Annotated in this window: 22 protein-coding genes and 1 pseudogene; 4 read left to right on the forward strand and 19 right to left on the reverse strand. The window is 67.6% G+C overall.

Annotation, left to right across the window (positions count from 1 at the left end; all coding sequences use genetic code 11):
* Window positions 1-8 precede the first annotated feature (8 nt).
* The 8 genes from sigJ to hemL all read right to left on the reverse strand — a co-directional run bounded on the left by sigJ (window position 9) and on the right by hemL (window position 8471).
* Window positions 9-932 (reverse strand): RNA polymerase sigma factor SigJ, encoded by a 924-nt coding sequence (sigJ, locus tag AB0L57_RS26570; RefSeq protein ID WP_364967480.1) that lies wholly within the window; start codon window positions 930-932, stop codon window positions 9-11.
* Complete coding sequence (locus AB0L57_RS26575; RefSeq protein WP_364967483.1) at window positions 929-2125, reverse strand: FAD-dependent oxidoreductase; 1197 nt, start codon at window positions 2123-2125, stop codon at window positions 929-931. Before AB0L57_RS26575 ends, sigJ begins: the two co-directional genes overlap by 4 nt.
* Before the next feature lie 69 nt (window positions 2126-2194).
* Window positions 2195-3187: a c-type cytochrome biogenesis protein CcsB gene (ccsB, locus tag AB0L57_RS26580; protein ID WP_364967486.1), complete on the reverse strand. Its 993-nt coding sequence runs from the start codon at window positions 3185-3187 to the stop codon at window positions 2195-2197.
* A 2-nt stretch (window positions 3188-3189) separates the two neighbouring features.
* Window positions 3190-4887 (reverse strand): cytochrome c biogenesis protein ResB, encoded by a 1698-nt coding sequence (locus AB0L57_RS26585; RefSeq protein WP_364967488.1) that lies wholly within the window; start codon window positions 4885-4887, stop codon window positions 3190-3192.
* Window positions 4888-4895: 8 nt separating this feature from the next.
* Window positions 4896-5732: a cytochrome c biogenesis CcdA family protein gene (locus tag AB0L57_RS26590; RefSeq protein WP_364967491.1), complete on the reverse strand. Its 837-nt coding sequence runs from the start codon at window positions 5730-5732 to the stop codon at window positions 4896-4898.
* On the reverse strand, window positions 5729-6307 hold the full coding sequence (locus AB0L57_RS26595) for a TlpA disulfide reductase family protein (protein ID WP_364967693.1): 579 nt from the start codon (window positions 6305-6307) through the stop codon (window positions 5729-5731). The genes AB0L57_RS26590 and AB0L57_RS26595 overlap by 4 nt, the downstream gene beginning before the upstream one ends.
* A gap of 26 nt (window positions 6308-6333) precedes the next feature.
* Window positions 6334-6939 carry a histidine phosphatase family protein gene (locus tag AB0L57_RS26600; protein ID WP_364967696.1) on the reverse strand — a complete coding sequence of 202 codons (606 nt, stop codon included), beginning with the start codon at window positions 6937-6939 and terminating at the stop codon, window positions 6334-6336.
* A gap of 194 nt (window positions 6940-7133) precedes the next feature.
* The gene (gene hemL / locus AB0L57_RS26605) at window positions 7134-8471 is read right to left on the reverse strand and encodes a glutamate-1-semialdehyde 2,1-aminomutase (RefSeq protein WP_364967494.1); all 1338 of its coding nucleotides are present in this window, start codon (window positions 8469-8471) and stop codon (window positions 7134-7136) included.
* Between the two features lie 173 nt (window positions 8472-8644).
* Here hemL and AB0L57_RS26610 point away from each other — a divergent pair, with 173 nt between their 5' ends.
* Window positions 8645-9028 (forward strand): hypothetical protein, encoded by a 384-nt coding sequence (locus AB0L57_RS26610; protein WP_364967497.1) that lies wholly within the window; start codon window positions 8645-8647, stop codon window positions 9026-9028.
* Window positions 9029-9035: 7 nt separating this feature from the next.
* Here AB0L57_RS26610 and AB0L57_RS26615 read toward each other — a convergent pair whose 3' ends face one another.
* The 5 genes and pseudogenes from AB0L57_RS26615 to AB0L57_RS26635 all read right to left on the reverse strand — a co-directional run bounded on the left by AB0L57_RS26615 (window position 9036) and on the right by AB0L57_RS26635 (window position 13342).
* Window positions 9036-9275: a hypothetical protein gene (locus AB0L57_RS26615; RefSeq protein WP_364967499.1), complete on the reverse strand. Its 240-nt coding sequence runs from the start codon at window positions 9273-9275 to the stop codon at window positions 9036-9038.
* Window positions 9276-9517: 242 nt separating this feature from the next.
* Window positions 9518-10000: pseudogene (locus AB0L57_RS26620) on the reverse strand (hypothetical protein); the annotation flags it as partial.
* A gap of 370 nt (window positions 10001-10370) precedes the next feature.
* On the reverse strand, window positions 10371-10889 hold the full coding sequence (locus tag AB0L57_RS26625) for a hypothetical protein (protein ID WP_364967501.1): 519 nt from the start codon (window positions 10887-10889) through the stop codon (window positions 10371-10373).
* A complete protein-coding gene (gene hemB, locus AB0L57_RS26630) occupies window positions 10886-11863 on the reverse strand; it encodes a porphobilinogen synthase (RefSeq protein ID WP_364967503.1) in 978 nt (325 codons plus the stop codon). The genes AB0L57_RS26625 and hemB overlap by 4 nt, the downstream gene beginning before the upstream one ends.
* Window positions 11864-12310: 447 nt before the next feature.
* On the reverse strand, window positions 12311-13342 hold the full coding sequence (locus AB0L57_RS26635) for a LysR family transcriptional regulator (protein WP_364967506.1): 1032 nt from the start codon (window positions 13340-13342) through the stop codon (window positions 12311-12313).
* A 102-nt stretch (window positions 13343-13444) separates the two neighbouring features.
* Between AB0L57_RS26635 and AB0L57_RS26640 the strand changes: the two genes are divergently transcribed.
* Window positions 13445-14152 carry an SDR family oxidoreductase gene (locus AB0L57_RS26640; protein WP_364967699.1) on the forward strand — a complete coding sequence of 236 codons (708 nt, stop codon included), beginning with the start codon at window positions 13445-13447 and terminating at the stop codon, window positions 14150-14152.
* A 4-nt stretch (window positions 14153-14156) separates the two neighbouring features.
* Here AB0L57_RS26640 and AB0L57_RS26645 read toward each other — a convergent pair whose 3' ends face one another.
* The 4 genes from AB0L57_RS26645 to AB0L57_RS26660 are packed head-to-tail and all read right to left on the reverse strand — an operon-like array spanning window position 14157 to window position 19013.
* Window positions 14157-15728 (reverse strand): bifunctional uroporphyrinogen-III C-methyltransferase/uroporphyrinogen-III synthase, encoded by a 1572-nt coding sequence (locus AB0L57_RS26645; protein ID WP_364967509.1) that lies wholly within the window; start codon window positions 15726-15728, stop codon window positions 14157-14159.
* Window positions 15725-16723, reverse strand: a complete 999-nt coding sequence (hemC, locus tag AB0L57_RS26650; protein WP_364967511.1) for a hydroxymethylbilane synthase — start codon at window positions 16721-16723, stop codon at window positions 15725-15727. Before hemC ends, AB0L57_RS26645 begins: the two co-directional genes overlap by 4 nt.
* 44 nt (window positions 16724-16767) lie before the next feature.
* Window positions 16768-18156, reverse strand: coding sequence for a glutamyl-tRNA reductase (locus AB0L57_RS26655; RefSeq protein ID WP_364967514.1), 1389 nt, complete (start codon window positions 18154-18156; stop codon window positions 16768-16770).
* Window positions 18153-19013 carry a redox-sensing transcriptional repressor Rex gene (locus AB0L57_RS26660; protein WP_364967516.1) on the reverse strand — a complete coding sequence of 287 codons (861 nt, stop codon included), beginning with the start codon at window positions 19011-19013 and terminating at the stop codon, window positions 18153-18155. The genes AB0L57_RS26655 and AB0L57_RS26660 overlap by 4 nt, the downstream gene beginning before the upstream one ends.
* A 398-nt stretch (window positions 19014-19411) precedes the next feature.
* Here AB0L57_RS26660 and AB0L57_RS26665 point away from each other — a divergent pair, with 398 nt between their 5' ends.
* Together AB0L57_RS26665 and AB0L57_RS26670 are read left to right on the forward strand one after the other, a co-directional pair.
* Complete coding sequence (locus AB0L57_RS26665; protein ID WP_364967517.1) at window positions 19412-19672, forward strand: glutaredoxin family protein; 261 nt, start codon at window positions 19412-19414, stop codon at window positions 19670-19672.
* A gap of 45 nt (window positions 19673-19717) precedes the next feature.
* Window positions 19718-20791, forward strand: coding sequence for an HAD-IB family hydrolase (locus tag AB0L57_RS26670; RefSeq protein ID WP_364967519.1), 1074 nt, complete (start codon window positions 19718-19720; stop codon window positions 20789-20791).
* 52 nt (window positions 20792-20843) lie between these two features.
* On the opposite strand, the gene AB0L57_RS26675 is transcribed toward AB0L57_RS26670, so the two are convergent.
* Window positions 20844-21854, reverse strand: coding sequence for a lysophospholipid acyltransferase family protein (locus tag AB0L57_RS26675; RefSeq protein ID WP_364967522.1), 1011 nt, complete (start codon window positions 21852-21854; stop codon window positions 20844-20846).
* A complete protein-coding gene (locus AB0L57_RS26680) occupies window positions 21851-22945 on the reverse strand; it encodes an NAD-dependent epimerase/dehydratase family protein (RefSeq protein ID WP_364967525.1) in 1095 nt (364 codons plus the stop codon). The genes AB0L57_RS26675 and AB0L57_RS26680 overlap by 4 nt, the downstream gene beginning before the upstream one ends.
* Between the last annotated feature and the right edge of the window lie 135 nt (window positions 22946-23080).

Here is a 23080-nt window from a genome sequence, read left to right on the forward strand (position 1 = left end):
GGGGCCAACTACGGCCGGGGTGTTGTTTCATCACGGCTGATGGTGCGCTGGATCTCGAGCGCGGCCAGTTTGTCGGGGTTGCGAATGCCGTAACCGTTGGCGATCTTGCCATCGGCGATGTCGAAGACGAGCACAGCTTCCAGGTTGTCGCTGATATAGCAGGCCAGAGCGGACTGGCCGTTGCAGTTCACCGCCTCGATACGGACCTCCGGTCGCCGCCGCGCGTACCGGAAGACGCCCATGAGAATCGAGCCCACCGGTGTGGCGCCGACCATGATCAGCTCGGGCAGTGCGGTCACCTTGCCGCCGCTGTCGGTGGTCCAGGTGATGTCCGGCGCGAGCAACGACAGCAGGCCCTCCAGGTCGCCGGTGGTCGCGGCGGTCATGAACCGTTCGGTGACCTCGGCTGTCCTGGCGGTGTCGACCGGACCGAACCGCTTGCGGCGCGCCTGCACGTGGTCGCGGGCACGGTGCGCCATCTGGTACACGGCGGTTACGGATTTGCCTACCGCCGAGGCGATTTCGTCGTAGTCGAAGCCGAAGACTTCACGCAGGACGAATACCGCCCGCTCATGGGGTGTGAGCGTTTCGAGCACCACCAGCATCCCCATCGACACCGATTCGGCGAGCACGACATCGGCGGACGCGTCACCGTCGGCCAGCAACAGCGGCTCGGGCAACCAGGGGCCGACGTACTCTTCACGACAACGGGCGCCGGCTCGCAATGTGTTCAGCGCTTGCCGGGTGACCAACTGCGCCAGATACGACTTGGTGTCGCGGACGATGGACAGATCCACCTGCGCCCACCGCAGGTAGCTGTCCTGCAGCACGTCGTCGGCCTCGGTTGCCGAACCGAGGATTTCGTAGGCGATGGTGAACAGCAAGGGGCGCAGATGGACGAAACGCTCGGTGTGCTGATCGGCGCCGGTCACGGTTGCGCCACCGTCGCCACCCCGGCCTTCGGCAGGTCCTTACGTCTGCCGAGACCCTTGAAGGACGGGATCGAGCCGGGCTTACGCGCTTCCTTACGGATGGTCGCGATAGGGCCCGCGAGACCTGCACGCTCCTTGATCAGTGCCGCAGTACGACCGCCGAGGTGGAAATTGACCGGCATGTCGTTCCGGCGGCTGAACTGCATCGCACCGGAACGGCTGCCCAATCCCACGGTGCAGGCCGCGAACGCCACATCGAGTACGGCGGGTTCGGCGCCGTCGATGCGGGCCATCACATTGTCGGCGGCCTGCGCTCCCAGCGGCTGAGCCGCGTAACAACTCATTCGAAGCGGCCGGCCCGACGGTGCGACGGCATCGCCGGCGGCGACGATTCGATCGTCGTCGACAGAGGTCAACGTCTCGTCGGTGAGCAACCTGCCCAGTGCGTCGGTGCGCAACCCACTGCGCGCGGCGAGGTCGGGCACACCGAATCCCGCCGTCCAGATCGTGATCGCACCCGGCAATACACTGCCATCCGCCAGCACGACCGCGTCCGGTAGCACCTCGTTCACCCGCGCACTTTCGCGCACATCGACCCCATTCCTCACGAGCCACTTCCGCACCGATCGCCGGGTCGATGTCGAGAAGCTGGGCGCCAACGTTTCGCCGCACACCAGTGTGACCGTGCGTCCCCGCTCAACGAGTTCAGCGGCTGTTTCGATGCCGGTGAGCCCCCCGCCGACGACCACGACCGGCGCTTGCGCGGGTATCTCGGCAAGGGCGTCCCGCAGCCGTTGCGCGTGTTCCAATTCCGCGATGGGATAGGCATATTCCGCGGCCCCCGGAACAGATGCCGGCACCGCTGCGGTGCTACCGATCGCGTAGATCACATAGTCGTAGTCGAGTGCGCGCCCCGAAGCCAGCTCGACGGTCCGGGCGGCGGTATCGATGCGGACGGCACTGTCGACAACCAGGTGTACACCCTCGCCGAGCAATGCGTCGTAGTCGGTGGTGGCCTCGTGGGTACCAGCCACGAACTGATGTAGCCGCATCCGTTCGACGAAGTCCGGTCGGGGGTTGACGAGAGTGATGTCGATGTCGCTGCGTACGCGCAGCCGATTGGCCGCCACGGCCCCGGCGTAACCGCCGCCGAGAACAACGACCTTGGTGATGGTGCTTGCGAAATCAGTCATGCCCTAGAGACACGTCTTACCGCCCAGACCTGACGCGAAGTGAGATACATCACTTGGACGCGACAGGGTTCAGTTCAGACCCGCGTAGGAGTGCAACCCGCTCACCACGATGTTGATGATGAACAGGTTGAACAGCATCGCGACGAACCCCGCGACATTGATCCACGCCGCCTTGGTCTCACGCCAGCCCGAGGTCGCGCGGGCGTGCAGGTAGGCCGCGTAGATCACCCAGGCGATGAACGACACCGTCTCCTTCGGATCCCAGCCCCAGAATCGGCCCCACGCGGATTCGGCCCAGATGGCGCCGAGGATGATGCCCGTGCCGAACAGCGGGAAGGCCACGACCGTGGTGCGGTAGGCCAGGCGGTCGAGGGTGCGGGCGTCGGGGAGGCGGCGGGCGAGCGCGCCCAGCGGATTGTTCGACTCCGCGCCCTCGGGCTGGTTCATGCGCAGCAGGAACAGCAGGCTGGCGATGCCGGAGAGCATGAAGATGCCGCTGCCGACGCTGACGATGGTGACGTGGATGGGCAGCCAGTACGACTTCAGCGCCGGCACCACGGGCGCGGCGTCGGCATAGAGCACCTGGCCGGCCAGGAACATCAGGATCAGGACCGGGACCAGCAGGAACACCCACATCGAGCGGTAACGGCGTTCGTGGATGAAGACCAGACCGGTGACCATCGCCGCGCACGTCGCCATCGTGATGAACTCGTACATGTTGCCGAGCGGGAAGCGATGGGTCGCGAAGCCGCGCAACACGATCGAGGCCAGATGCAGGCCGATCGCCACGAAGACGACCGCGAAGGCCATGTTGCCGAGCCGTTCGGCCAGCGGCGTTTTGGCCGCGGGTTCGAGCTTGCCCGGAGCGAGCGGGCGATCCCCGGCCGAACCACCGGCGGCACCGACGCCGACCAGTTCGCGCTCGCCTTCCTGCGCGCTGGTCACCTTCTTCTTGGCCGAGGCGTATTGCACGATCAGCATCGCGAGCACGAGCAGATAGACGACAAATGCCGTTTTGAAGGCGAGATTGCTGTAACCGGCGAGCGTTTCGTCGATCGGCATGTTCACTCTCCCGTGCTCTCGGTCCGGGCGACCGGGCGCTGATCAGTGGGCCCGCCGGGGTGTTCGGAGCCCAGCAGCCGCATCCGCAAGCGGTCGAACTCGCCGCCCCAACCCGCTTGGTCGGTGCGTGCCAGTCCACCCATTTCTACTACAGTACGTCGTTGCTCCGGGCCGTCATCGCCCGGCCCGTCCGGGTAGGCGCGCAACCAGATGCGGCGCCGCTTCACCACCAGCGAGACCAGCAGACCGGCCATCATCGTCAACGCGCACACCAGCACCCAAGTCTGCGCCGGATCATGCGAGACCTGCAGATTCGCATACTGTTGCGCCCCGTCGAAGGTGACCTTCGATCCGTCGGACAGCGTCGCCGACTCCCCGGGCCGCAGATTGACCCGTGTCTGCTTGGCCAGGCGGCCCTGTTTGATCATCTCCGGATCGAGCGAGAACAGCGACTGCGCGCGCCCGGTGTCCAGACCCGTCTCACCGCGATAGATGTCGATCGCCACGGCCGGATCGTCCATGCCCGGATACCGCGAGGTGAGCAGGCTGCCGTGCATCAGCGCGGTGGGCGCGAACAGCCCCTCGATCGCGATCTGATTCTTGCGGCGCTCGTCCTCGCTGCCGTACATCCCGCCGGGCGGATCGAACCGCATCACACCGCTGGACAGGAAGGTGGAGCCGTCGTCCGGCCGCCACTGGATGGTCTCGGTCCGCGTCTGACCGTTCGGGTAGGTGACGGTGAACGTCGGCGCGTAACCGTGCCCCTGCAGGTAGACGCGGTCACCCGCGACGCGCAGCGGATGGTTGACCTGAACGGTGGTGTCGCGCCAGGTATCGGATTCCAGATCCGCACCGGTCTGGTACGAGATGTTCGCGGTGAACATCTCCGCCTGCCCGTTGGGCAGATAGTCGGCCTTGAAGTCCTTGACCCGCACACAGATCGGGGTGAGCCCGGTGCCGTCGTTGACCCGGCCGGCCTTGAACGAGTCGAATGCCGCGGGCGAGGTGGAGCAGAATCCGGGCCCGCCGTCCGCGACGACGATGACATTGCCCTCGTAACCGAACAGCTTGCCCGCCGCGATCGCGACCAGCAGTCCCACCAGGGCCAGATGGAAGACCAGGTTGCCGAGTTCGCGCAGATAACCCTTCTCGGCCGACAGCGTCACCTCACCCGGACGACCGTTGCGAACCTCGGATTCCTCGCGCACCACGACCCGCCAGCCGCGCAGCCCCCGCCGTGCCTGCTCGATCGCCGCGGCCGGTGTCTCGCCGGACTCCGTCGACGCGTGATGCGGCAGCCGGGACAGATTGCGCGGCACCATGACCGGCGGTGTCCGCAGCGCCTTGTAGTGATCGAAGACGCGCGGAACGATGCAGCCCACCAGCGATACGAACAGCAGCGCGTAGATCGCGGTGAACCAGAAGCTGGAGAACACGTCGAACAGCTGCAGCCGGTCCATCCACGGGCCGAGCATGCCGCGGTCGGCGATGTACTTGTCGACCTTCTGCGGATTGAGACTGCGCTGCGGCAGCAGCGCACCCGGAATCGCGGCCAGCGCCAGCAGGAACAGCAGCATCAGCGCGGTGCGCATACTGGTCAGCCCGCGCCAGGCGTTGCGCAGCAGGGCGAGCGCGCGGCGGGGCAGCGATTGGCGCGGCGGCTTCGCGGCGGTGGACGGGGGTGTCATCGTGGCAGTCATCGGGCAGCTCAGATCGGCAGGGTTACCTGGGAGACGAATACATTGCGAACCCATCCGACGAACTGGTCCCACATCCCGGTGACCAATGCGATTCCGACGGCGACGAGCAATACGCCACCGATGACCTGGATGGTTCGCGAATTGCGGCGCAGCCACCCGACCCCGCGCAGTGCGGAGGCGGAGCCGAAGGCGAGGATCACGAACGGCAACCCCAGCCCGAGGCAGTAAGCCACGATCAGCGCGACACCGCGCACGGCGGTCGCCCCCTCGGTACCGGCGGACACCGCCATCACGCCCGACAGCGTCGGGCCCAGGCACGGCGTCCAGCCCAGTGCGAAGACCGCGCCCAGCAGCGGCGCACCGATGATTCCGGTGAGCCGGCGGGGATGCATTCTGGTGTCACGCTGCAGGATCGGCACCAGCCCGACGAACACCAGGCCCATCACGATCGTCACCACACCGCCGATGCGCTGCAGCAGTTCACGATTGACGTTCAAGGTCTGGATGACGCCGAAGACGGTCGCCGAGGCGAGGACGAACACCACGGTGAATCCGGCCACGAACAGTCCGGCCGCGCCCGCGACCCGCATCCGCCCGGTGCGCAACGCCACCGCCGCGTTCGACCCCTGGGCCTCGCCGACGGTCACCGGCGGCGCCTCCGCACCCACCAGACCGGCCAGATACGACAGATATCCGGGTACCAGCGGCACCACGCAGGGCGAGGCGAACGAGACCAGCCCGGCGAGCACACAGGCGCCCAGCGCCAGCAGCAACGGCCCGGTGGCCGCGGTCTGCTGGAAGGAATCACCCACCGAAGCCAGGGCGGGAGCGGCGAATCCGGTCACTGCCGATCCTCCGCGGCGATCCGGTCGACGGCCGGTTGCAGATCCTCGGCCAGCAGTGAGCGCAGGAAGACCGCGGCCACCCGATGCTGCCGATCGAGCACCAGCGTGGTCGGAATGACACTGGTCGGGAACTTGCCGCCGAGTGCGAGCAGGGTGCGCATCGACGGGTCGTAGATCGACGGGTACCCGACGTGGTTGTCGGTGACGAAGTCGCGCGCCTTGTCCTGTTGCGGATCACGCACATTGATCCCCAGGAAGGCGACGCCCTGGTCCTTGGACCGCTCGTAGACCTGTTCCAGCGCGGGCACCTCGGCCCGGCAGGGACCACACCACTGGCCCCACAGATTGACCACGACGACCTGATCCGGGAAGTCGTCGACGGAGACGGTCTTGCCGGTCATGAGATTCGGGCCCGACAACTTGCCGATCGTGCCGCGTGCGGCCGGTGGGTCGTACAGGATGTCGGTCTTACCGCCGGGCGAGACGAAATCGAAGGTGCCGCCCTGGGCCACCGCATCATTACCGGTCGAGCAGCCGGCCAGCGCGGCGACGACCGCCACGCAGGCCACGAGCATCGGCACCAGCCGTCGCAGGGCCCCGCTCACGCTCCCGTCACCCGGGGATCCGAGCCGCCGGACGGCTCGGAATAGACGATGTCGATGAGCGTATCGCCTTGATACACAAGGGAAGTCAGCGAAGCGAGCGAGCACTGGCGCTGGCGCGGATCGTGCCACAGCCGCTTACCCTCGAGGAACCGCCGCAGCGTCCACACCGGCAGCTGATGCGAGACCACGACGGCCTCGTGCCCGGCGGCCTCCACCCGCGCCTTGTTGACCGCGGCCAGCATCCGGTGCGCGATCTGCAGATACGGTTCGCCCCAGGACGGGGTGAACGGATCGCGCAGCTTCCACCAGTGCCGCGGTTTGCGCAGCGCCCCGTCGCCGACCGAGACCCGCAGGCCCTCGAAGGTGTTACCGGCCTCGATCAGGTTGTCGTCGGTGCGCACGATCAGACCGTGCCGGGACGCGATCGGTGCGGCGGTCTCCTGGGCACGCTGCAGCGGAGAGGCCACCACCAGCGAGATGTCGTGATCGGCGAGGGTCTGTGCCACGCTCGCCGCCTGCGACCGGCCGGTCACCGACAGACTGAAGCCGGGTAGGCGCCCGTAGAGGATGCCCTTCGGGTTGTGCACCTCACCGTGCCGCATCACGTGCACGATGGTCTCGGTATCGGAGGCCACATCGCCCGGAAGCACAGGGATGGCACCGGAATCCGACCCCGATTCCGGTGCCTGCTCGGCCGCCTTCGCCGCCCCGGACTCCTGCGACGATCCTGCCGTCTCGGTAACCGCGGGCTCGGGTTCGGTTGTCGCAGTGACGGATTCGAGCTGATCTGAGTCGCTCACGCGCGGGATCCTTCGGGTGTGGCGGCCGCTGCTGCCGACGCGGCGGCGGGCAGTGCGGCGGCGATTCGGTCGAATGCGTCGTCGTCGAGTGCCGCGGAGACGAACCAGGCTTCGAACGGGCTAGGCGGTCCGTAAACTCCACGCTCCAGCAAGGCGTGGAAGAAAGCGGGAAAGCGCCAGGTGGCGCTCGCCTTGGCGGCAGCGTAATCCGTGACCGGGTCCTCGGCGAAGAACACGCCCACCATATTGCCCGCGAATTGGACGGTGTGTGCGACACCCGCCGTGGTCAGGGCGGATGTGAACAGATCGCCGAGTCGCTCGGCATTGCGGTCGAGTGCGGCGTAGACATCCGCATCGGCGGCACGCAGGGTGGCCAGTCCGGCCGCCACCGCCACCGGATTACCCGACAGCGTGCCCGCCTGATACACGGGACCCAGCGGTGCGAGGTGGTTCATCACCTCGGCGCGGCCACCGAATGCCGCGGCCGGCAGCCCGCCGCTCATCACCTTGCCGAAGGTGAACAGGTCGGCCTCGACCGGCTCGTGCCCGTACCAACCGGCCGCGCTCACACGGAATCCGGTCATCACCTCGTCCAGGATGAGCAGGGCGCCGTGATCGGCGGTCAGCCGCCGCAGCCCCGCGTTGAAGCCCGGCAGCGGCGGGACCACACCCATGTTCCCGGCGGCCGCCTCGGTGATCACACACGCGATCTGCTCCGGGAATTCGGCGAAGACCGCGGCCACCGCGTCCAGATCGTTGTACGGCAGCACGATGGTGTCGGCCGCCTGCGCACCGGTGACTCCCGGCGAGGTCGGCAGTCCCAGTGTCGCGATACCGGAGCCCGCGTCGGCGAGCAGCGCATCGACATGGCCGTGATAACAACCGGAGAATTTGATGATCTTGCCGCGCCCGGTGAATCCACGGGCCAGCCGCACCGCGCTCATGGTGGCCTCGGTACCGGAATTCACCAGCCGCACGCGTTGCACGGGCTCGACCCGGGCGGCGATCGCCTCGGCCAGTTCGATCTCGGCCTCGGTGGGCGCACCGAACGACAGCCCACCGGTGGCCGCTCGCCGCACCGCGTCGACCACGGCGGGATGCGCGTGCCCGAGAATCATCGGGCCCCATGAGCACACCAGGTCGATGTAGTCGTTGCCATCGGCATCGGTCAGAGTGCAACCCCGGGCGGAGGCGATGAATCTGGGCGTCCCGCCGACCGAATTGAAGGCCCGCACGGGCGAGTTCACCCCGCCGGGAATGGTCGCGGCGGCGCGTTCGAAAAGTTGGGCGGAGACCGGCACGTTCACCTGGGTAGCGCGCGGAGAAAAACTCACGGCATCCAGTGTCGCAGCACGTGCCGAACCGGTCGACGACAGGGTGTAGTGGGGTGAGCCACCCCACAGCCGCACACCGCAACACGCCGCACCTCTTCCAGCACATAACCGGACCGGTCCGATCGGTCATGCGTAACCTCGAACCACCATCACGCTCACAGCCGGGAGGGTTCATGCGTTCAGCGATATTCGGGGTAGCCCTGTTGACCACCCTCGCCGGAAGCGTCGCCGCGGCGGCCGGGGCGAGTGCCGCCGCGCCCGTCATCCAGCCCGATCAGGGTCGCGCCGGTGTGGTCCTGAACCACGACGAAACCGACGCTCTCGCCGACGGGCCGCTGCCGGCGCTGGTGACCATGGTGATTCCGCAGAACCGCATCGGCGCGGGCCTCAAACCCGATACCCAGCTCTATCACGACGAGAACGGCAACGTGCACGCCTCACTGCGCCAGGTGATCCAGGAGGCCGCGAGCCATCCGGACGGCAACGTCGCGGTGTTCCTGGACGCCCCCGGATCGCACGGCACCCGCATTCTCGACGTCTACCAGCAGTGGCACTGACGCGCGATCATCCCGGCCGGACCGCGAAGCGCACGACCAGATCGATCGCGGCGATCCCGGCCGCCGCGACCAGCAGCGCGGCCAGTCCCAGCCAGGTACCGACATACCGGGTGGATTCGAAGGCGGGCTGATCGCCGATCGCGGCGAACCAGGTGGTACGCACTCCGTGCTGCCAGATCGGCACCGCCGCCACCGCGCACGCCACCACGAGCACCAAGTCGAGCAGGATCAGCAGTCGGCGCATCATCACGCCACATCCTCCTTGCCCTCTGCCGGTGCGGTCGCGGCGCCGTCCACGGGGTCGACCGCGTTGCGCACAGTCTCGCCGGTGCGAGCACCGGATCGTGCGTCATCGGTCTCCGGCGAGTCGGGCTCGATCCGCGTCCGCGGGGTCCCGGGGGTGTCCGAAGCGATGTCATCCGGTCGCGCGGGCGCCTCGGCGGCCGGGGTCTGCTCCGATGCCGGGGCCGCGACCTTGGACCGGTCGTCGACCACGGCTTCCAGCTGAGCGCGCAATTCCCGATGATTCCTGGCCCAGGCCTGGACCATGGCACCGTCGCGCAGCTTCAGGCCGATACCGGTGCGCCGCCGCGGCACGCCGGTGAGCTCACCCAGCGCCCGGGCCGACTGCCAGGGGTCCTCGTCCCAGGATTCCTCGTCGTGTTCGGGGAAGACCCGCGCGATGGACTCCAGCGGCAGGGTCTCGGTGCCCTCACGCAGGGCGGTCTCGGTGAGCTCGACACTGACGTGCCGCTTACCCGCCACCACCTGCAGGACGACGAACCCGGCGAGCAGTGCCGCGCAGAACGCGAGACCGAACCAATGCACGGGGCCCCGTCCCAGAATCAATTCCAGAATCAGCACGATCAGGCAGAGCAGCGGCCCGTAGGCAACCGAACGCCAGCGTGCGCCGGGCTCACTGAACAACACCGAATCCGGTCGGACCTCGGTGGTGGGGTGGGCGTCGTTCACGCGAAACCTCCGAATGCGACGCGCGTGCTGATCCGAGCGGACAGCCGAGCGGGTGGCGGCGAAGTCAGCCGACCTTCCCCGGGAGCAACAGGACCGCGAGGGTGAGCAAACCCAGGAGCAGCAACAGCCCCATCACCAGAACGTCGCGTCGAATGCTCTGCCGCTGTTGAATCACCACGCGCATCGATGTCTCCGATCCACCGAAGCCATCCGCGCAGAGCTCTCGCCGCAGTCGCCGATCGATGCGAACACCGATCGAAAAACCTCATCCGAAGAACAACGCACGACCAACGACTTTCAGTTCCCGAGCTGTCTGTGACAACCCTCACGATACATCCTGACCCGCGGGTAACAAACTCGCCCTCGCGCCTCAGTGCCCGTTCGACCGGAAGTAGGCAGCGGATTCGCTTCTGCGGCAGAGGAATACCGCACCGCAGGCCAGGACCGCCTGGAGGATCACCGCGGCCCCGACGAGCATCGCCGGGGCGCCCGTCGCCGTACCGAGACCGAACAGCGATCCGATCGCGCCCAGAACGAGCACCACGGCCCCCACTTCGGCAATCGCGCGTGCCCACAGGCGCCCGAGTCCGAGCTGGTGCACGACGGCCACCGCACCGGTCGCTACCGCCAACCCGTAGGTCACGACCAGCACCTCGATGATCGAGACCGCGAACTCCATCTGCGACAGACTGAATTCGCCCTGCTCGGTTTTCAGCTGATCGTAGAAATTCTTGGCGGTGTCGTGCCGATTACCGAAGCCGTCGACAGCGCCCAGGGCCAGGCGGACGATGGCGAGTCCGATCACCGCCCACCACAGCTGGCAGGCGGTGCGGACATCTTCCGGTCTGGTTCGGATACCGGACTCGGCCGGCAGGATCGTCGGATTCACGACAGCCAGTGCGCGGCCTCGGTGGCCCAGTAGGTCAGCACGATGTCGGCGCCCGCCCGGCGGATGCCGACCAGCGATTCCAGGATCGCGCCGCGGCGATCGATCCAGCCACGCTCGGCGGCAGCGGTGATCATCGAGTACTCACCGGAGATCTGATAGGCCGCGACCGGAACCGGGGAACGATCGGCGACGTCCCGGAGAATGTCCAGATATGACATGGCCGGCTTGACCATCACGATGTCGGCACCCTCGGCCAGATCCAGCTCGAGCTCGCGCAGGGATTCGCGCCGATTGGCCGGGTCCTGCTGATAGGTCCGGCGATCGCCCTGCAGAGACGAGCCGACGGCCTCGCGGAACGGACCGTAGAAGGCGGAGGCGTACTTGGCGGCATAGGCCAGGATGCCGGTGTCGGTGTCACCGGCCGCGTCCAGACCCTCGCGAATCGCGCCGACCTGGCCGTCCATCATGCCGCTGGTTCCCAGCAGATCGGCACCGGCCGCCGATTGCGCCAGCGCCATCTCGACATAGCGTCGTACCGTCGCGTCGTTGTCGACCGCCCCGTCGGAATCCAGGACACCACAGTGCCCGTGGTCGGTGAATTCGTCGAGACAGGTGTCGGCCATGACGACCGTGTCGCCGCCCACCTCCTCGGCCAGCGCGCGCAGCCCGCGGTTCAGGATGCCCTCGGGCGCACTCGCCTGGGTTCCCGCCGCGTCCTTGTCCTCCGGTCGCGGCACACCGAACAGCATGAGACCCCCGACGCCCGCGGCGGTCGCCGCCACGGCGGCCTTGCGCAGCGAATCCATCGAGTGCTGATACACACCCGGCATCGAGCTGATCTCACGGGGTTCGTCCAGCCCATCGGCGACGAACATGGGCAGCACCAAATGTCTTGGCTGCACAGTGGTTTCGGCAACGAGGCGACGCATCGCGGGGGTACGACGCAACCGCCGCGGGCGGTCCATTCCGGTCATAAACGCACGATACGCCGCACCGGCACCCGCCTCCCAGGCACCTCCCGGCCCGGTTGGCGTGGGTCACACCGGCACATCCCGAGCGCTCGGGCACGGCGCCGAAACCCGTTGCGGGGACCAGTTTTTGTCGGTGCCCTCCGGTAGAATCGAAGATGTGTTCGAGGGGATTCATCCTCAGTCGTATGTACCCCGGTAGCGCGCTACTGCCCACGGCGCGCGACCGACCGATCGGCGGTGGGGCGGACTGCCCATATCCGTCCCACCTTCGATTCGCTCATTCGACGATCCGATGAATCTCCATCCGAGGGGAGGATTCTCATGCCCACCGCACCGACGATCATCGATCCCTATGTCCCGCTGATGAAGCAGAAACTACCCGCGGGCCGCCCTCGGTCCTGGTACGTCATGCACAACCGTCGGCTCAAGGCCATGCGACTGGCCATCGCGCTACTCGATTCCGGCGTCTACCGGGCCAATCTGGCCGACAACACCACCATCCGCCGCACCGCCGACACCGTGGGCATCCGCCCGCCCTCGGACAAGACCTGCCGACTGGTCCGCGACCTCATGCGCGTGCGCCGGGTCTGAGACCGGCGCCCGGCGCGCGCTCGCCGGCGGCCCCGCGTCGCCGGCGAGCGCACCCGCCGAACGCACGAACGCCGCGACCGATCGGGAGCGGCCGCTCGGCGGCCAGGCGAGCACGGTGGTCACCTCCGGTGCGTCGACCACGGGCACCGCGACATGTTCGGGCCACTGCCAGGCGCGGCTGGATGCGGGAATCACGAGCAGGGTTCTACCGAGCGCCACCAGCTGAGCGAGTTTCGACTGGGTACGCACTTCCGGTCCGGGCCCGTCCGGATAGGTCCCGTCGAGTCGAGGCCATCGAGCGATCGGCAGATCCGGAACATCGGCGACATCCGCCAGCGTCAGCCGGTCGCGTGCCGCGAGTGGATGCGCCGCGGGAAGAATCGCGACTTGTCCTTCGGCACAGAGGTTTTCGGTATCGAATCCGGCGAGGTCATCGAACGGCCGATGCATGAGCGCCACGTCGGCGCGCCCGTCACGCAGCAGTCCCGCCTGCTCACCGACCTCGCACAGCAGCACCTCGACCGGAACCGCATCGGGTTCACCGGCGAAGGTGTCGAGCAGTCGCCGCAGCACTTCGTGGGAGGCCCCGGCCTTCGTCACCAGTACCAGCGGCCGCGACGGATCGCCCGCGCGGCGCGTTCGGCGGGCGGCGGCCGCGACGGCGTCCAGAGCCGTCCCCGCCTCCCGGACCAGGACTCGGCCCGCGGCGGTGAGTGCCACGCCGCGCCGATCCCGGTCGAACAACCGGACGCCGAGCCGCCGCTCCAACCGGTTGATCGCCCGCGACAGCGGCGGCTGCGCGATCCCGAGCCGGCCGGCGGCCCGCCCGAAGTGCAACTCCTCGGCGACGGCGAGGAAGTACCGGAGCTCGCGGGTCTCGAGATCGTGCACACGAGTAGCCTACCGCCCTGATACCCGGTGAGTATCACAGCGAACCCATCCGGTATTGGCACCTCCGGATACTCCACGCCGAGCATGGAAGGTGTGAACGATATGAAGATCGCGCTGGTCACCGGCGCGAACAAGGGAATCGGTTTCGCCATCGCGCGGGGCCTCGCCTCGATCGGCTACACGGTGGCGGTGGGCGCCCGCGACGATGCCCGCCGCGAGCGAGCCGTCGAACAATTACGCACCGCGGGGGCCGATGCGTTCGGAGTCGCCCTCGACGTCACCTCCGACGAGAGCGTCGCGGCCGCCGCGGCGACGATCGAGCGAACGGTCGGTCGGCTCGACACGCTCGTCAACAACGCGGGTATCGGTGGCCGGATCGACGGTGGCGCACAGGATCCGACGACACTCGATCTGGATGTCGTCCGTACCGTTGTGGACACCAACGTGTTCGGGGTCGTCCGGGTGACCAACGCGATGCTCCCGCTGCTGCGCCGTGCACCGGCACCACGCATCGTCAACATGTCGAGCAACATGGGCTCGCTGTCGCTGCACACCGGCCCCATCATGGCCGCCTACGCCCCGTCGAAATCGATGCTCAACAGCGTCACGGTGCAGTACGCCCGCCGACTCGCCGACACGAACATCATCGTGAACGCCTGCTGTCCCGGCTATGTCGCAACCGATTTCACCGGTTTCGCGGCACCGCGCACACCCGAGCAGGGCGCCGCGATCGCGATCCGGCTCGCCACCCTGCCGGACGACGGTCCACGTGGCGGTTTCTTCGACGACGCGGGCGTCGTCGAATGGTGAATCACTAGCGGCTGCGGCGGCTCTTCTTGCGCGGCGGGGGCAGCAGGCCCTCGGCGCGCAGGTGCGCGGCGTGTTCGGCCAGGGCATCGACCAGCGGTCCGACCTGAGCCGTCTCGGGCTGTACATCGACACGCAGGCCGAATTCGATTGCCGTTTCGGCGGTTTTCGGGCCGATGCAGGCAACGATGGTGCGCGCGTGCGGCTTTCCGGCGATACCCACCAGATTCCGGACCGTCGACGACGAGGTGAACAGGACGGCGTCGAAACCACCGGTCTTGATCATCTCGCGGGTCTCGGCCGGCGGCGGCGAGGCACGCACCGTGCGGTACGCGGTCACATCGTCGATCTCCCAGCCACGGTCGCGCAGACCCTCGGCGAGGGTTTCGGTGGCGATGTCCGCACGTGGCAGCAGCACCCGGTTGACCGGATCGAAAACATCGTCGTAGGGCGGGAAGTCGGCGAGCAGGCCCTCGGAGGACTGTTCACCGCTGGGCACCAGCTCGGGGTTGATTCCGAACGAACGCACCTTCTCCGCGGTGGCCTCTCCGACACAGGCGATCTTCACGCCGGAGAAAGCCCGTGCGTCCAAACCGAATTCGCCGAACTTCTCCCAGACCGCCCGCACCGCGTTGGTGGAGGTGAACACCACCCACTGGTAGCGGCCGTCGACCAGGCCCTTCACCGCGCGCTCCATCTGGGCGGGGCTGCGCGGCGGCTCGACGGCGATGGTCGGCACCTCCATCGGGATGGCACCGTGCATGACGAGCTTCTCGCTCATCTCACCGGCCTGTTCCTTGGTGCGCGGCACGAGCACGGTCCAGCCGTAGAGCGCCCGCGACTCCCACCACGACATCTTGGTGCGCTTCTCGACCTCCTTGCCGACCGTGACCACGAGCGGGCCGACCAGTTCGGAGGCGGCGGAGTTCAGGGTGGCCAGCGTGGCCTCGATGGTGCGCTGCTGACGAGTGGTGCCCCGGACCGTCACCGCGACGGGAGTCTGTGGCGCGAGCCCGTTCTCGACGAGCGCGCTCGCGGTCTCGGCCAGGTGACCGGAGGTGGCGTGCAGGACCAGCGGCCCGGGCGCGGCCGCGACCGAGGCCCAGTCGACCTCGCCGCGCACGTCGACCTCGGTGTGCGAGGAGCCCAGCGCGATTCCGGCGTAGGCGGGCACCGTGGTCGCCGACGGCAGACCGGGCAGCACCTCGAACGCCATGTGCGAGCGGGTGACCGCATTGACCTCGGCGATCACCGCGTCGGTGGTCATCGGGTCGCCGGACACCAGGCGCACGACATCATGACCGGCGCGTGCCTCGTGGACCAGGGTCTTGGCGACCTCGGCGGGCTCACCCAGCGCCGGACGCACGTCCACGGTGGACTCGCCGTCCGGGCCGGGTTCGACGGCGGTACCGATCATCGCCAGTACGCCCTTGTCGACGTCCGGATCGGTGAACGCCAGCTCTGCTCGCCCCAGCACCTCGCGGGCGCGGACGGTGAGCAGCGCCGGGTCGCCCGGACCCGACCCGACGAACAGAATCCGACCGGGATGCTTCTTGGTGGCTCGGCTGCGCTCGCTCATGGCTGATTCTCCATCGGGCTGGAATTGGTGAAGTCGGACACGGCCGGAGCACCGGCCAGCAGGTCGCGCGCACCCAGCTCCAGGAGCTCGCGAGCCAGCTCACGGCCCAGTCGCTCCGCATCCGCGAGCGCACCGACCGCAGAGGCTCGGATGACATCCGAGCCGTCGATTGCCGCCGCACATCCGCGCAGCGACAATTCCTCCACCACATGGCCGTCGTCGTCCAGAGATTCGACGACCTCGGCCAGCGCACCGATCGGTGCCGTGCAACCGGCCTCGAGTTCGGCCAGCAACGCACGTTCGGCGACGACCGCGGCCCTGGTGGCCGGATCGTCCAGGGTGGACAGGATCGTGACGAGATCGCCTTCCTCGCTGCGGCATTCGACCGCGAGCGCGCCCTGGGCCGGGGCCGGCAACATCTGCACCGGTTCCAGGGTTTCGGTGATCGAGCCGAGGCGATCGGTGCGGGACAGCCCGGCCCGCGCGATCACGATGGCATCGAGTTCGCCGTCGGCGACCTTACGAAGTCTGGTGTCGATATTTCCGCGCAGCGGCAGAATCTCGAGTCCGAGCCCGAGGGCTCGCAATTGTGCGGCACGCCGGGGCGCGGAGGTGCCCACCCGGGAGCCGGCGGGCAGTTCGCCCAGCACCATCCCGTCGCGCGCCACCAGGGCGTCGCGCGAATCCTCGCGTACCGGTATCGCGGCGATGGTGAAGCGCGGGTCCGGCGCGGTGGGCAGGTCCTTGTAGGAATGCACCGCGATGTCGACGGTCCCGGCCGCCAGTTCCTCGCGCAGTGCCGCGGTGAACACGCCGACGCCGATCTTCTCGACCGGGTCGGAGGACTGGTCGCCCGCGGTCTTCACGATGACCAGTTCGGCGTGTTGCCCATCGGCGATCAGCGCGTCGCGGATCGTGCCGGCCTGGGTGAGTGCCAGCACACTGCCGCGCGTACCGATCCGCCAGGGTTCCTCCGGCGTTCCGCGTCGCGTCATAACGTGCTCCTGCAAATCTGCGCCGGCGACAGCCATGTCTGCGCTCACTGCGGATGCCCCTGTTCGTCTCCGAGATGACTCGTGGTGAAGTCGTCGGCCAGTTCGCCGCCGAGCGTGGCGATTTCCATCGGCGCTGCCACCGCTTGGGCCGCACCGGGTTTCAGTTCGAACAATTCGCGCAGCGCCTCGGCGTAACTACCGCCTCCGGGCACCGCGGCCAATTGTTTGACCCGCACCGTGGGCGCGTGCAGCAATTTGTCGACCACCCGGCGAACCGTGCGGGCGACCTCCTCACGCTGCGGATCACCCAGATCGGGCAGTTTGGATTCCAGCCGCATCAGTTCGGCCTCGACCACCTCGGCCGCGCGCTGGCGCAATGCCGCGACGGTCGGGGTCACCTCGGCCATCCGCTGACCGGACAGATATTTGGCAAGCTCCTCGGCGACCAGGGCCCGGGCGGCACTGGTGTCGTCGGCGGCCGCCCCGGCAGCGGGATCGTGCTGCAGGGTCTCCATGTCGATGACGGTGATATCGGGCAGGCCCGCCACCGCCGGATCCACATCGCGCGGCAGGCCCAGATCGCAGATCACCATCTGATGGCCGGGCTTCGAGACGTTCAGCGCCCGGTGCGCATCGGCGAGGGTGACCACGGATCCGACCGCCCCCGTGCTGGTGATGACGATATCGGCGTCGGCCATCGCCTCGACCAGGTTCGACAGCTCCATCGCCGTGGCCGATGCGCCGTGCATGGTGGAGGCGGTGTGGGCCAGCCGCCGCGCACGCTCGAGCGTCCGGTTGACCACCACCATCCGGCCGATCCCGGCCCGCGCGAGATGAGCCGCCGACAGTCCGCCCATCGCACCGGCACCGACCACGACCGCGGTGCGGCCGGTCAGATCACCGAGGACGACGGTGGCGCGGTCCAGTGCCACCGACACCACCGAGGCGCCCGCGCGGTCGATCCCGGTCTCCGAATGCACCCGCTTACCGACCCGCAGCGCGTGCTGCGCCAGTTCGTGCAGGGTGCGCCCGGCGGCCTGCTGCGCATCGGCGGCGGCATAGGCGGAGCGGATCTGGCTGAGGACCTGCTGCTCGCCGACGACCATCGAATCGAGGCCGCTGGCCACCGCGAACAGATGTTCCGCGGCCGCCTCGGAGTAGCGGACGTAGGCGTGTTTGGTCAGTTCCGGCAGCGACAGCTCGGCATGCTTGGCCAGCAGGTCACCGACCTCGGCCAGCCCGCCATGGAAGGCGTCGACCACGGCGTAGACCTCGACACGATTGCAGGTGGAGACGATCATCGCCTCGGAGATGTGCTGGGAGGCAAGCATGCGGTCGGTGAGCTTGGGCCGGTCCTCCTCGGTCACCGCGACCTTCTCCAGCACCGCAACGGGTGCGCTGCGATGCGAAATTCCCACGAGAAGCACACTCATGGTGCGACCACCGATCCCTTGCTGGTTGGCTCCGTTGCCGTATGCGAGGTTGTCTTGCGGGGGTTGGCCGCGCGTGCCACCCGGCGGCCGATCGGGGTGGACACCGCGTGCACGGTCTCCCCCGCGGCGACGCGCTCGGTGGGGTCCTCGGCGGTCTCGAGTTCGGCGCTGCGGGCGCGTTCGAACGACAGCATCTGCAGTTCGACGGCCAGATCGACGCGGCGCACCTCGACCGAGGCCGGCACATCCAGAGCCACCGGCGAGAAGCTCAGCACACACTGCACACCGGCGGCGACGAGCTCGTCGCACACGCTCTGCGCCGCGGCGTCGGGAACGGTGATCACGGCGATGGTGGGCGCGAGTTCGGCGACCGCGGTCCGCAGCTCCGCGGTGCCGCGCACGCGCAGACCGCTCACCGGGGAGCCGATCACCGCGGGGTCGTTGTCGAAGATGCCGACCGTGGTGAATCCCCGCCGGGAGAATCCGCCGTATCCGGCCAGCGCCCGGCCCAGATTTCCGGCCCCGACCAGGATCACCCGATGACCGTCGGCCAGCCCGAGCACGTCCTCGATGCGACGGCGCAGTTTGGCAACGTCGTAACCGACTCCGCGCACGCCGTTGGGACCGAGGAAGGACAGATCCTTGCGGAGCTTCGCAGAACCGACACCCGCCGCGACAGCCAGTTCTTCACTCGATACGATGAGCACACCCTCGTCGGCCAGGACGGCGAGCACCCGGAGATAGGTGGCCAGGCGGGTCACCGTAGCCTGCGGGATGTCCTTATTGATGGATTTGCCGGAAACGCTGTTCAGAGCTCTGCCGGAGACGCCACCGGGCGTCTCATGCTGCTCTGTCACGTCGTTCGGCTCCTCGTCCGGCCGGGGGTAGGGTCCGGGCTTCGCTTGTCCACCACCGACACCGGGGTCGGACATCGGTATCGAATAAGTGTTGGTACACGGGGTGCGGGTGCGTCCGCCGCCAGAAGCAGGCGGTTCGCTTGTCACCACCGTAACTGCTTGTGAAGCCCTGCACAAAGTCGGTGAATTCAGTCACTCTCCGCCAGTCGGCCGGGTGAATGTCTGCTCCCATTCAACCGCCGTGCGCCGTGCGCTTCCACGCAGGCGCGCCGGACCGGCCATTTCGGCGGGCATATCCGGCGATTCGGGATGCGCATGACCGGCCGGACAGCGTGGCGACCGGGTATCGGCGACCGGGTATCGACGGCGCTGTCGGTGCGGTGGCATTTAATGGCGATATGAGTACTGCCACACATTCGGTCACTTTGCTGACCCGCGAGGGCTGCGGTATGTGCACCGTCGCGCTCACGCAGTTACGCGGTATCTGCGCGGACTTCGACCTCGAACCGGACACCGTCGATGTCGACCAGGCCGCGGCCACCGACCCCGCGCTGCGTGCCGAGTTCGGCGACCGGTTGCCGGTGGTATTGCTCGACGGCCGCGAACACAGTTACTTCGACGTCGACGAACCACGGCTGCGCGCCGATTTGAGTCGCTGAGCACACATCGCTGAGCAGCCATCGGGACAACGCTTCACTCGGCTAATGTTGGGGTGTTCGCGCGGACAGGCGGAGGTACTGGTGCCGGAACGATCGAAAGATGCGAGGACGGGTTTCATCGCGGGCAGGTTCGGCGAATTCCCGGCGCGCTGGGGGCAGGGGCTGTCGGACCAGCTCACACGGATCGCGCGCAGCCCGTTCGGCCCCAGCGAGGAGGAGGTCCGGGCCAATCTGGCCGGTGAGGCCAGCGCGGACGCCGCCCTCGCATTGCACGATGCGGAATTGGCGGAATCCGATGCGGCCGAATCGGATTCGGAATTACCGCCCCATGCGCGGCCGCCCCGGGATCTGACCGCGGCCGCATTCTTCGATGTGGACAACACGATGGTGCAGGGCGCATCGATCGTGCACTTCGCGCGCGGTTTGGCGGCGCGAAAATACTTCAAGACGTCGGATCTCGCCGATATGGCCTGGAAACAGGTGAAATTCCGGGTCACCGGTAAAGAAAGCCAGGGCGATATGGCCAGCGGCAAGGAAAAGGCGCTGTCATTCATCGCCGGTCGTTCCACGGCCGAACTGGCCGCCCTCGGCGAGGAAATTTACGACGAAATCATCGCCGACAAGATCTGGCCCGGCACCCGGGCACTGGCGCAAATGCATCTGGATGCCGGTCAGCAGGTCTGGCTGGTCACCGCCACACCGGTCGAACTGGCCCAGGTCATCGCGAAACGACTGGGTCTGACCGGCGCGCTGGGCACGGTCGCCGAAAGTGTGGACGGTGTCTTCACCGGGCGACTGGTCGGCGATATTCTGCACGGCCTCGGTAAAGCACACGCGGTACGCACACTCGCCATTCGGGAGGGGCTCAATCTGAAGCGCTGCACGGCCTATTCCGACAGCCACAACGATGTGCCGATGCTCTCGCTGGCCGGTACCGCGGTAGCGATCAATCCAGATTCGGACCTGCGCGAGGTCGCCAAGAACCGCGGGTGGGAGATCCGCGACTTCCGCACCGGACGCAAGGCCGCCAAGATCGGTGTGCCGACCGCGCTGGCGCTGGGTGCCGCGGGTGGCGCCGCCGCCGCGATCCTGACCCGCAAGCGCGAACAGCACAGCTGAGCAACCGGGTGGCGCCGGTCGGATCGACCGGCGACACCCGGCTCGGAACGCGCTAGCCGGTGAACGGGTTACGGCGCTTGGTCAGCAATTTGTACAGCGTCTGCTGAATGGTCTCGCGAACCTCGTCGGTGACCTCGAACATGGTCATCGGATCGTCGGCGGCCTCGGCCGGATATCCATCGGTCGAAATGGGAGTGCCGAATTCGATCGTCCACTTCGAGGGCAGCGGCACCGCACCCAGCGGACCCAGATGCGGGAACAGCGGGGTGACCGGGAAATACGGCAGCCCGAGCAGGCGTGCCAGCGGCTTGACGTCGGCGAGTTTGGGGTAGATCTCCTCGGATCCGACGATCGAGCACGGAATGATCGGAACCCCGGTCTTCACCGCTGCCGCGACGAATCCGCCGCGGCCGAAGCGCTGCAACTTGTACCGCTCGGCGTACGGCTTGCCGATGCCCTTGAAACCCTCGGGAAACACCCCGGCGACCGCGCCCGACCGCAGCAGCCGCTCGGCATCGGCCGGACAGGCGAGCGTGTGCCCGGCCTTGCGGGCGAGGCCGCCGACGACCGGAAGTTCGAAGACAAGATCGGCCGCCAGCAATCGCAGCACACGGTGCGCCGGATGCCGGTCGTGCACCGCCAGCTGCAGCATCAGCGCGTCCAGCGGCACCACACCGGCATGGTTGGACACCACCAGGGCACCACCCGTGGCGGGCAGGTTCTCGATGCCGTTGACCTCCACCCGGAACCACAGGTCCGACAGCGGGCGCAGGGCCGGCAGCAGGACCGATTCGAGCAGATGTTCGTCCAGGCCGAATTCATCGACCCGATAGTCACCGGTGAGCCGGCGGCGGGCGAAATTGGCGGTACCGCGAATTCCGCCGGCGACCGCGCCCCGGACCAGGTTGCCCAGCGAGGGCGACGAGGTGGATTCGGCCAGCCGCTCGGTCAGCGAGGTGACCGGCTCCAGCCCCGGCTGCCCGGACCACCGGCGTCCTGCCGGTCGCGGCCGGGATTCGAAATCCGTCTCGTGCAGATGGATGACTTTGGCCACGTCGTTCATCGATGTGCTCCCGTCCCGGCCCCGACGAGGCCGAGGAGTCTGGTTTCTGCGGCGTCGATCCACCGCGGATCGATAACGGGCCGCAACGCTGCGCCCCCGATGAAGTCGTCGAACGCCTGCACCGTCGTCCAGCCCGGTGCGAAGCCGAGTTCGGTACGCATTCTCGTGGTGTCCAATCCACAGCCGAAGTGGAAGTAGTCGATCTGTTCGGTGGTGAACTCCCGCATCACCGGGCCCATGAACGACCGGCCCACCGTTTGGAAAATACTCATCGGCACTGGTAATTCGATGCGACCGGCGCGTCGGATTGCCTGAGACAGCGCCAGCGTCCCGTCTCCGGCGACATTGAAAGTGCCACCGGGTGCCGACCGCGCGGCATGGGCCAAGGCCGCGATCGCATCCTCTTCGTGCAGCAACTGCATGCGCGGGTCACGGCCGAAAATCGACGGCGTTATCGGAGAACGGAAATATTGCAATCCCCGGCTCGCCAGCCGAGACCCGACAATCGGCGGAAATCGGAGAATTGCCGCAGCGATATCCGGACGCCGGCGCGCCATACCGCGGGCGAATCCCTCGACCTCGACCATGTCGCGTGCGAACCAGCCGTGCGGCGGCGTGCGCGCACTCATCTCCTCGGTGAATTTCGCCGGATCCTTCGGCCCGCAACCGTAGACCGCGGAGGAGGAGCGAACCACGACGCGGCGCACGCTGGGCGACTTCTGGCACACCGCCATCAGTTGCATGGCACCGAAAACGTTGTAATCCTTCATCGCGGCGCGACCGCCACGGGCAGGCGGGCGGGACAACACCGCCGGATGCACCACGGTATCGACCTCGTTACCATCGATAACCTTGCGGATCAACGGATTTCGGATATCGGCGCGAACGAATTCGGCGCGCCCCATACGGCGCAGCAGATCACGGCTGGGCATCCGGGCATCGAGCGCGATCACCCGCTCCACGGCCGGATCGGCCACCAGCCGGGTCACGATGTTGCCGCCGAAGAAGCGGCTCGCGCCGGTGACCAGTACTACTTTGGGCGGCTGATCGTCACGGCCAGCCGTGTGCCCGTCTCGCAAATTCGTGCTCACGCCGAATCCCACCTGTGCACCCCTGCTTGGCTTGTTCCGGTTCCAGAGTAGCGGCTGTCACCGGGGCCGCCGCCGGTATTTACCAGCTTCTAACGATGACTTCAATCACCGGAAACACTGAATGCCCGCCACCGA

Source organism: Nocardia sp. NPDC052254 (assembly GCF_040679495.1).
In the GTDB taxonomy this organism is placed as follows: domain Bacteria; phylum Actinomycetota; class Actinomycetes; order Mycobacteriales; family Mycobacteriaceae; genus Nocardia.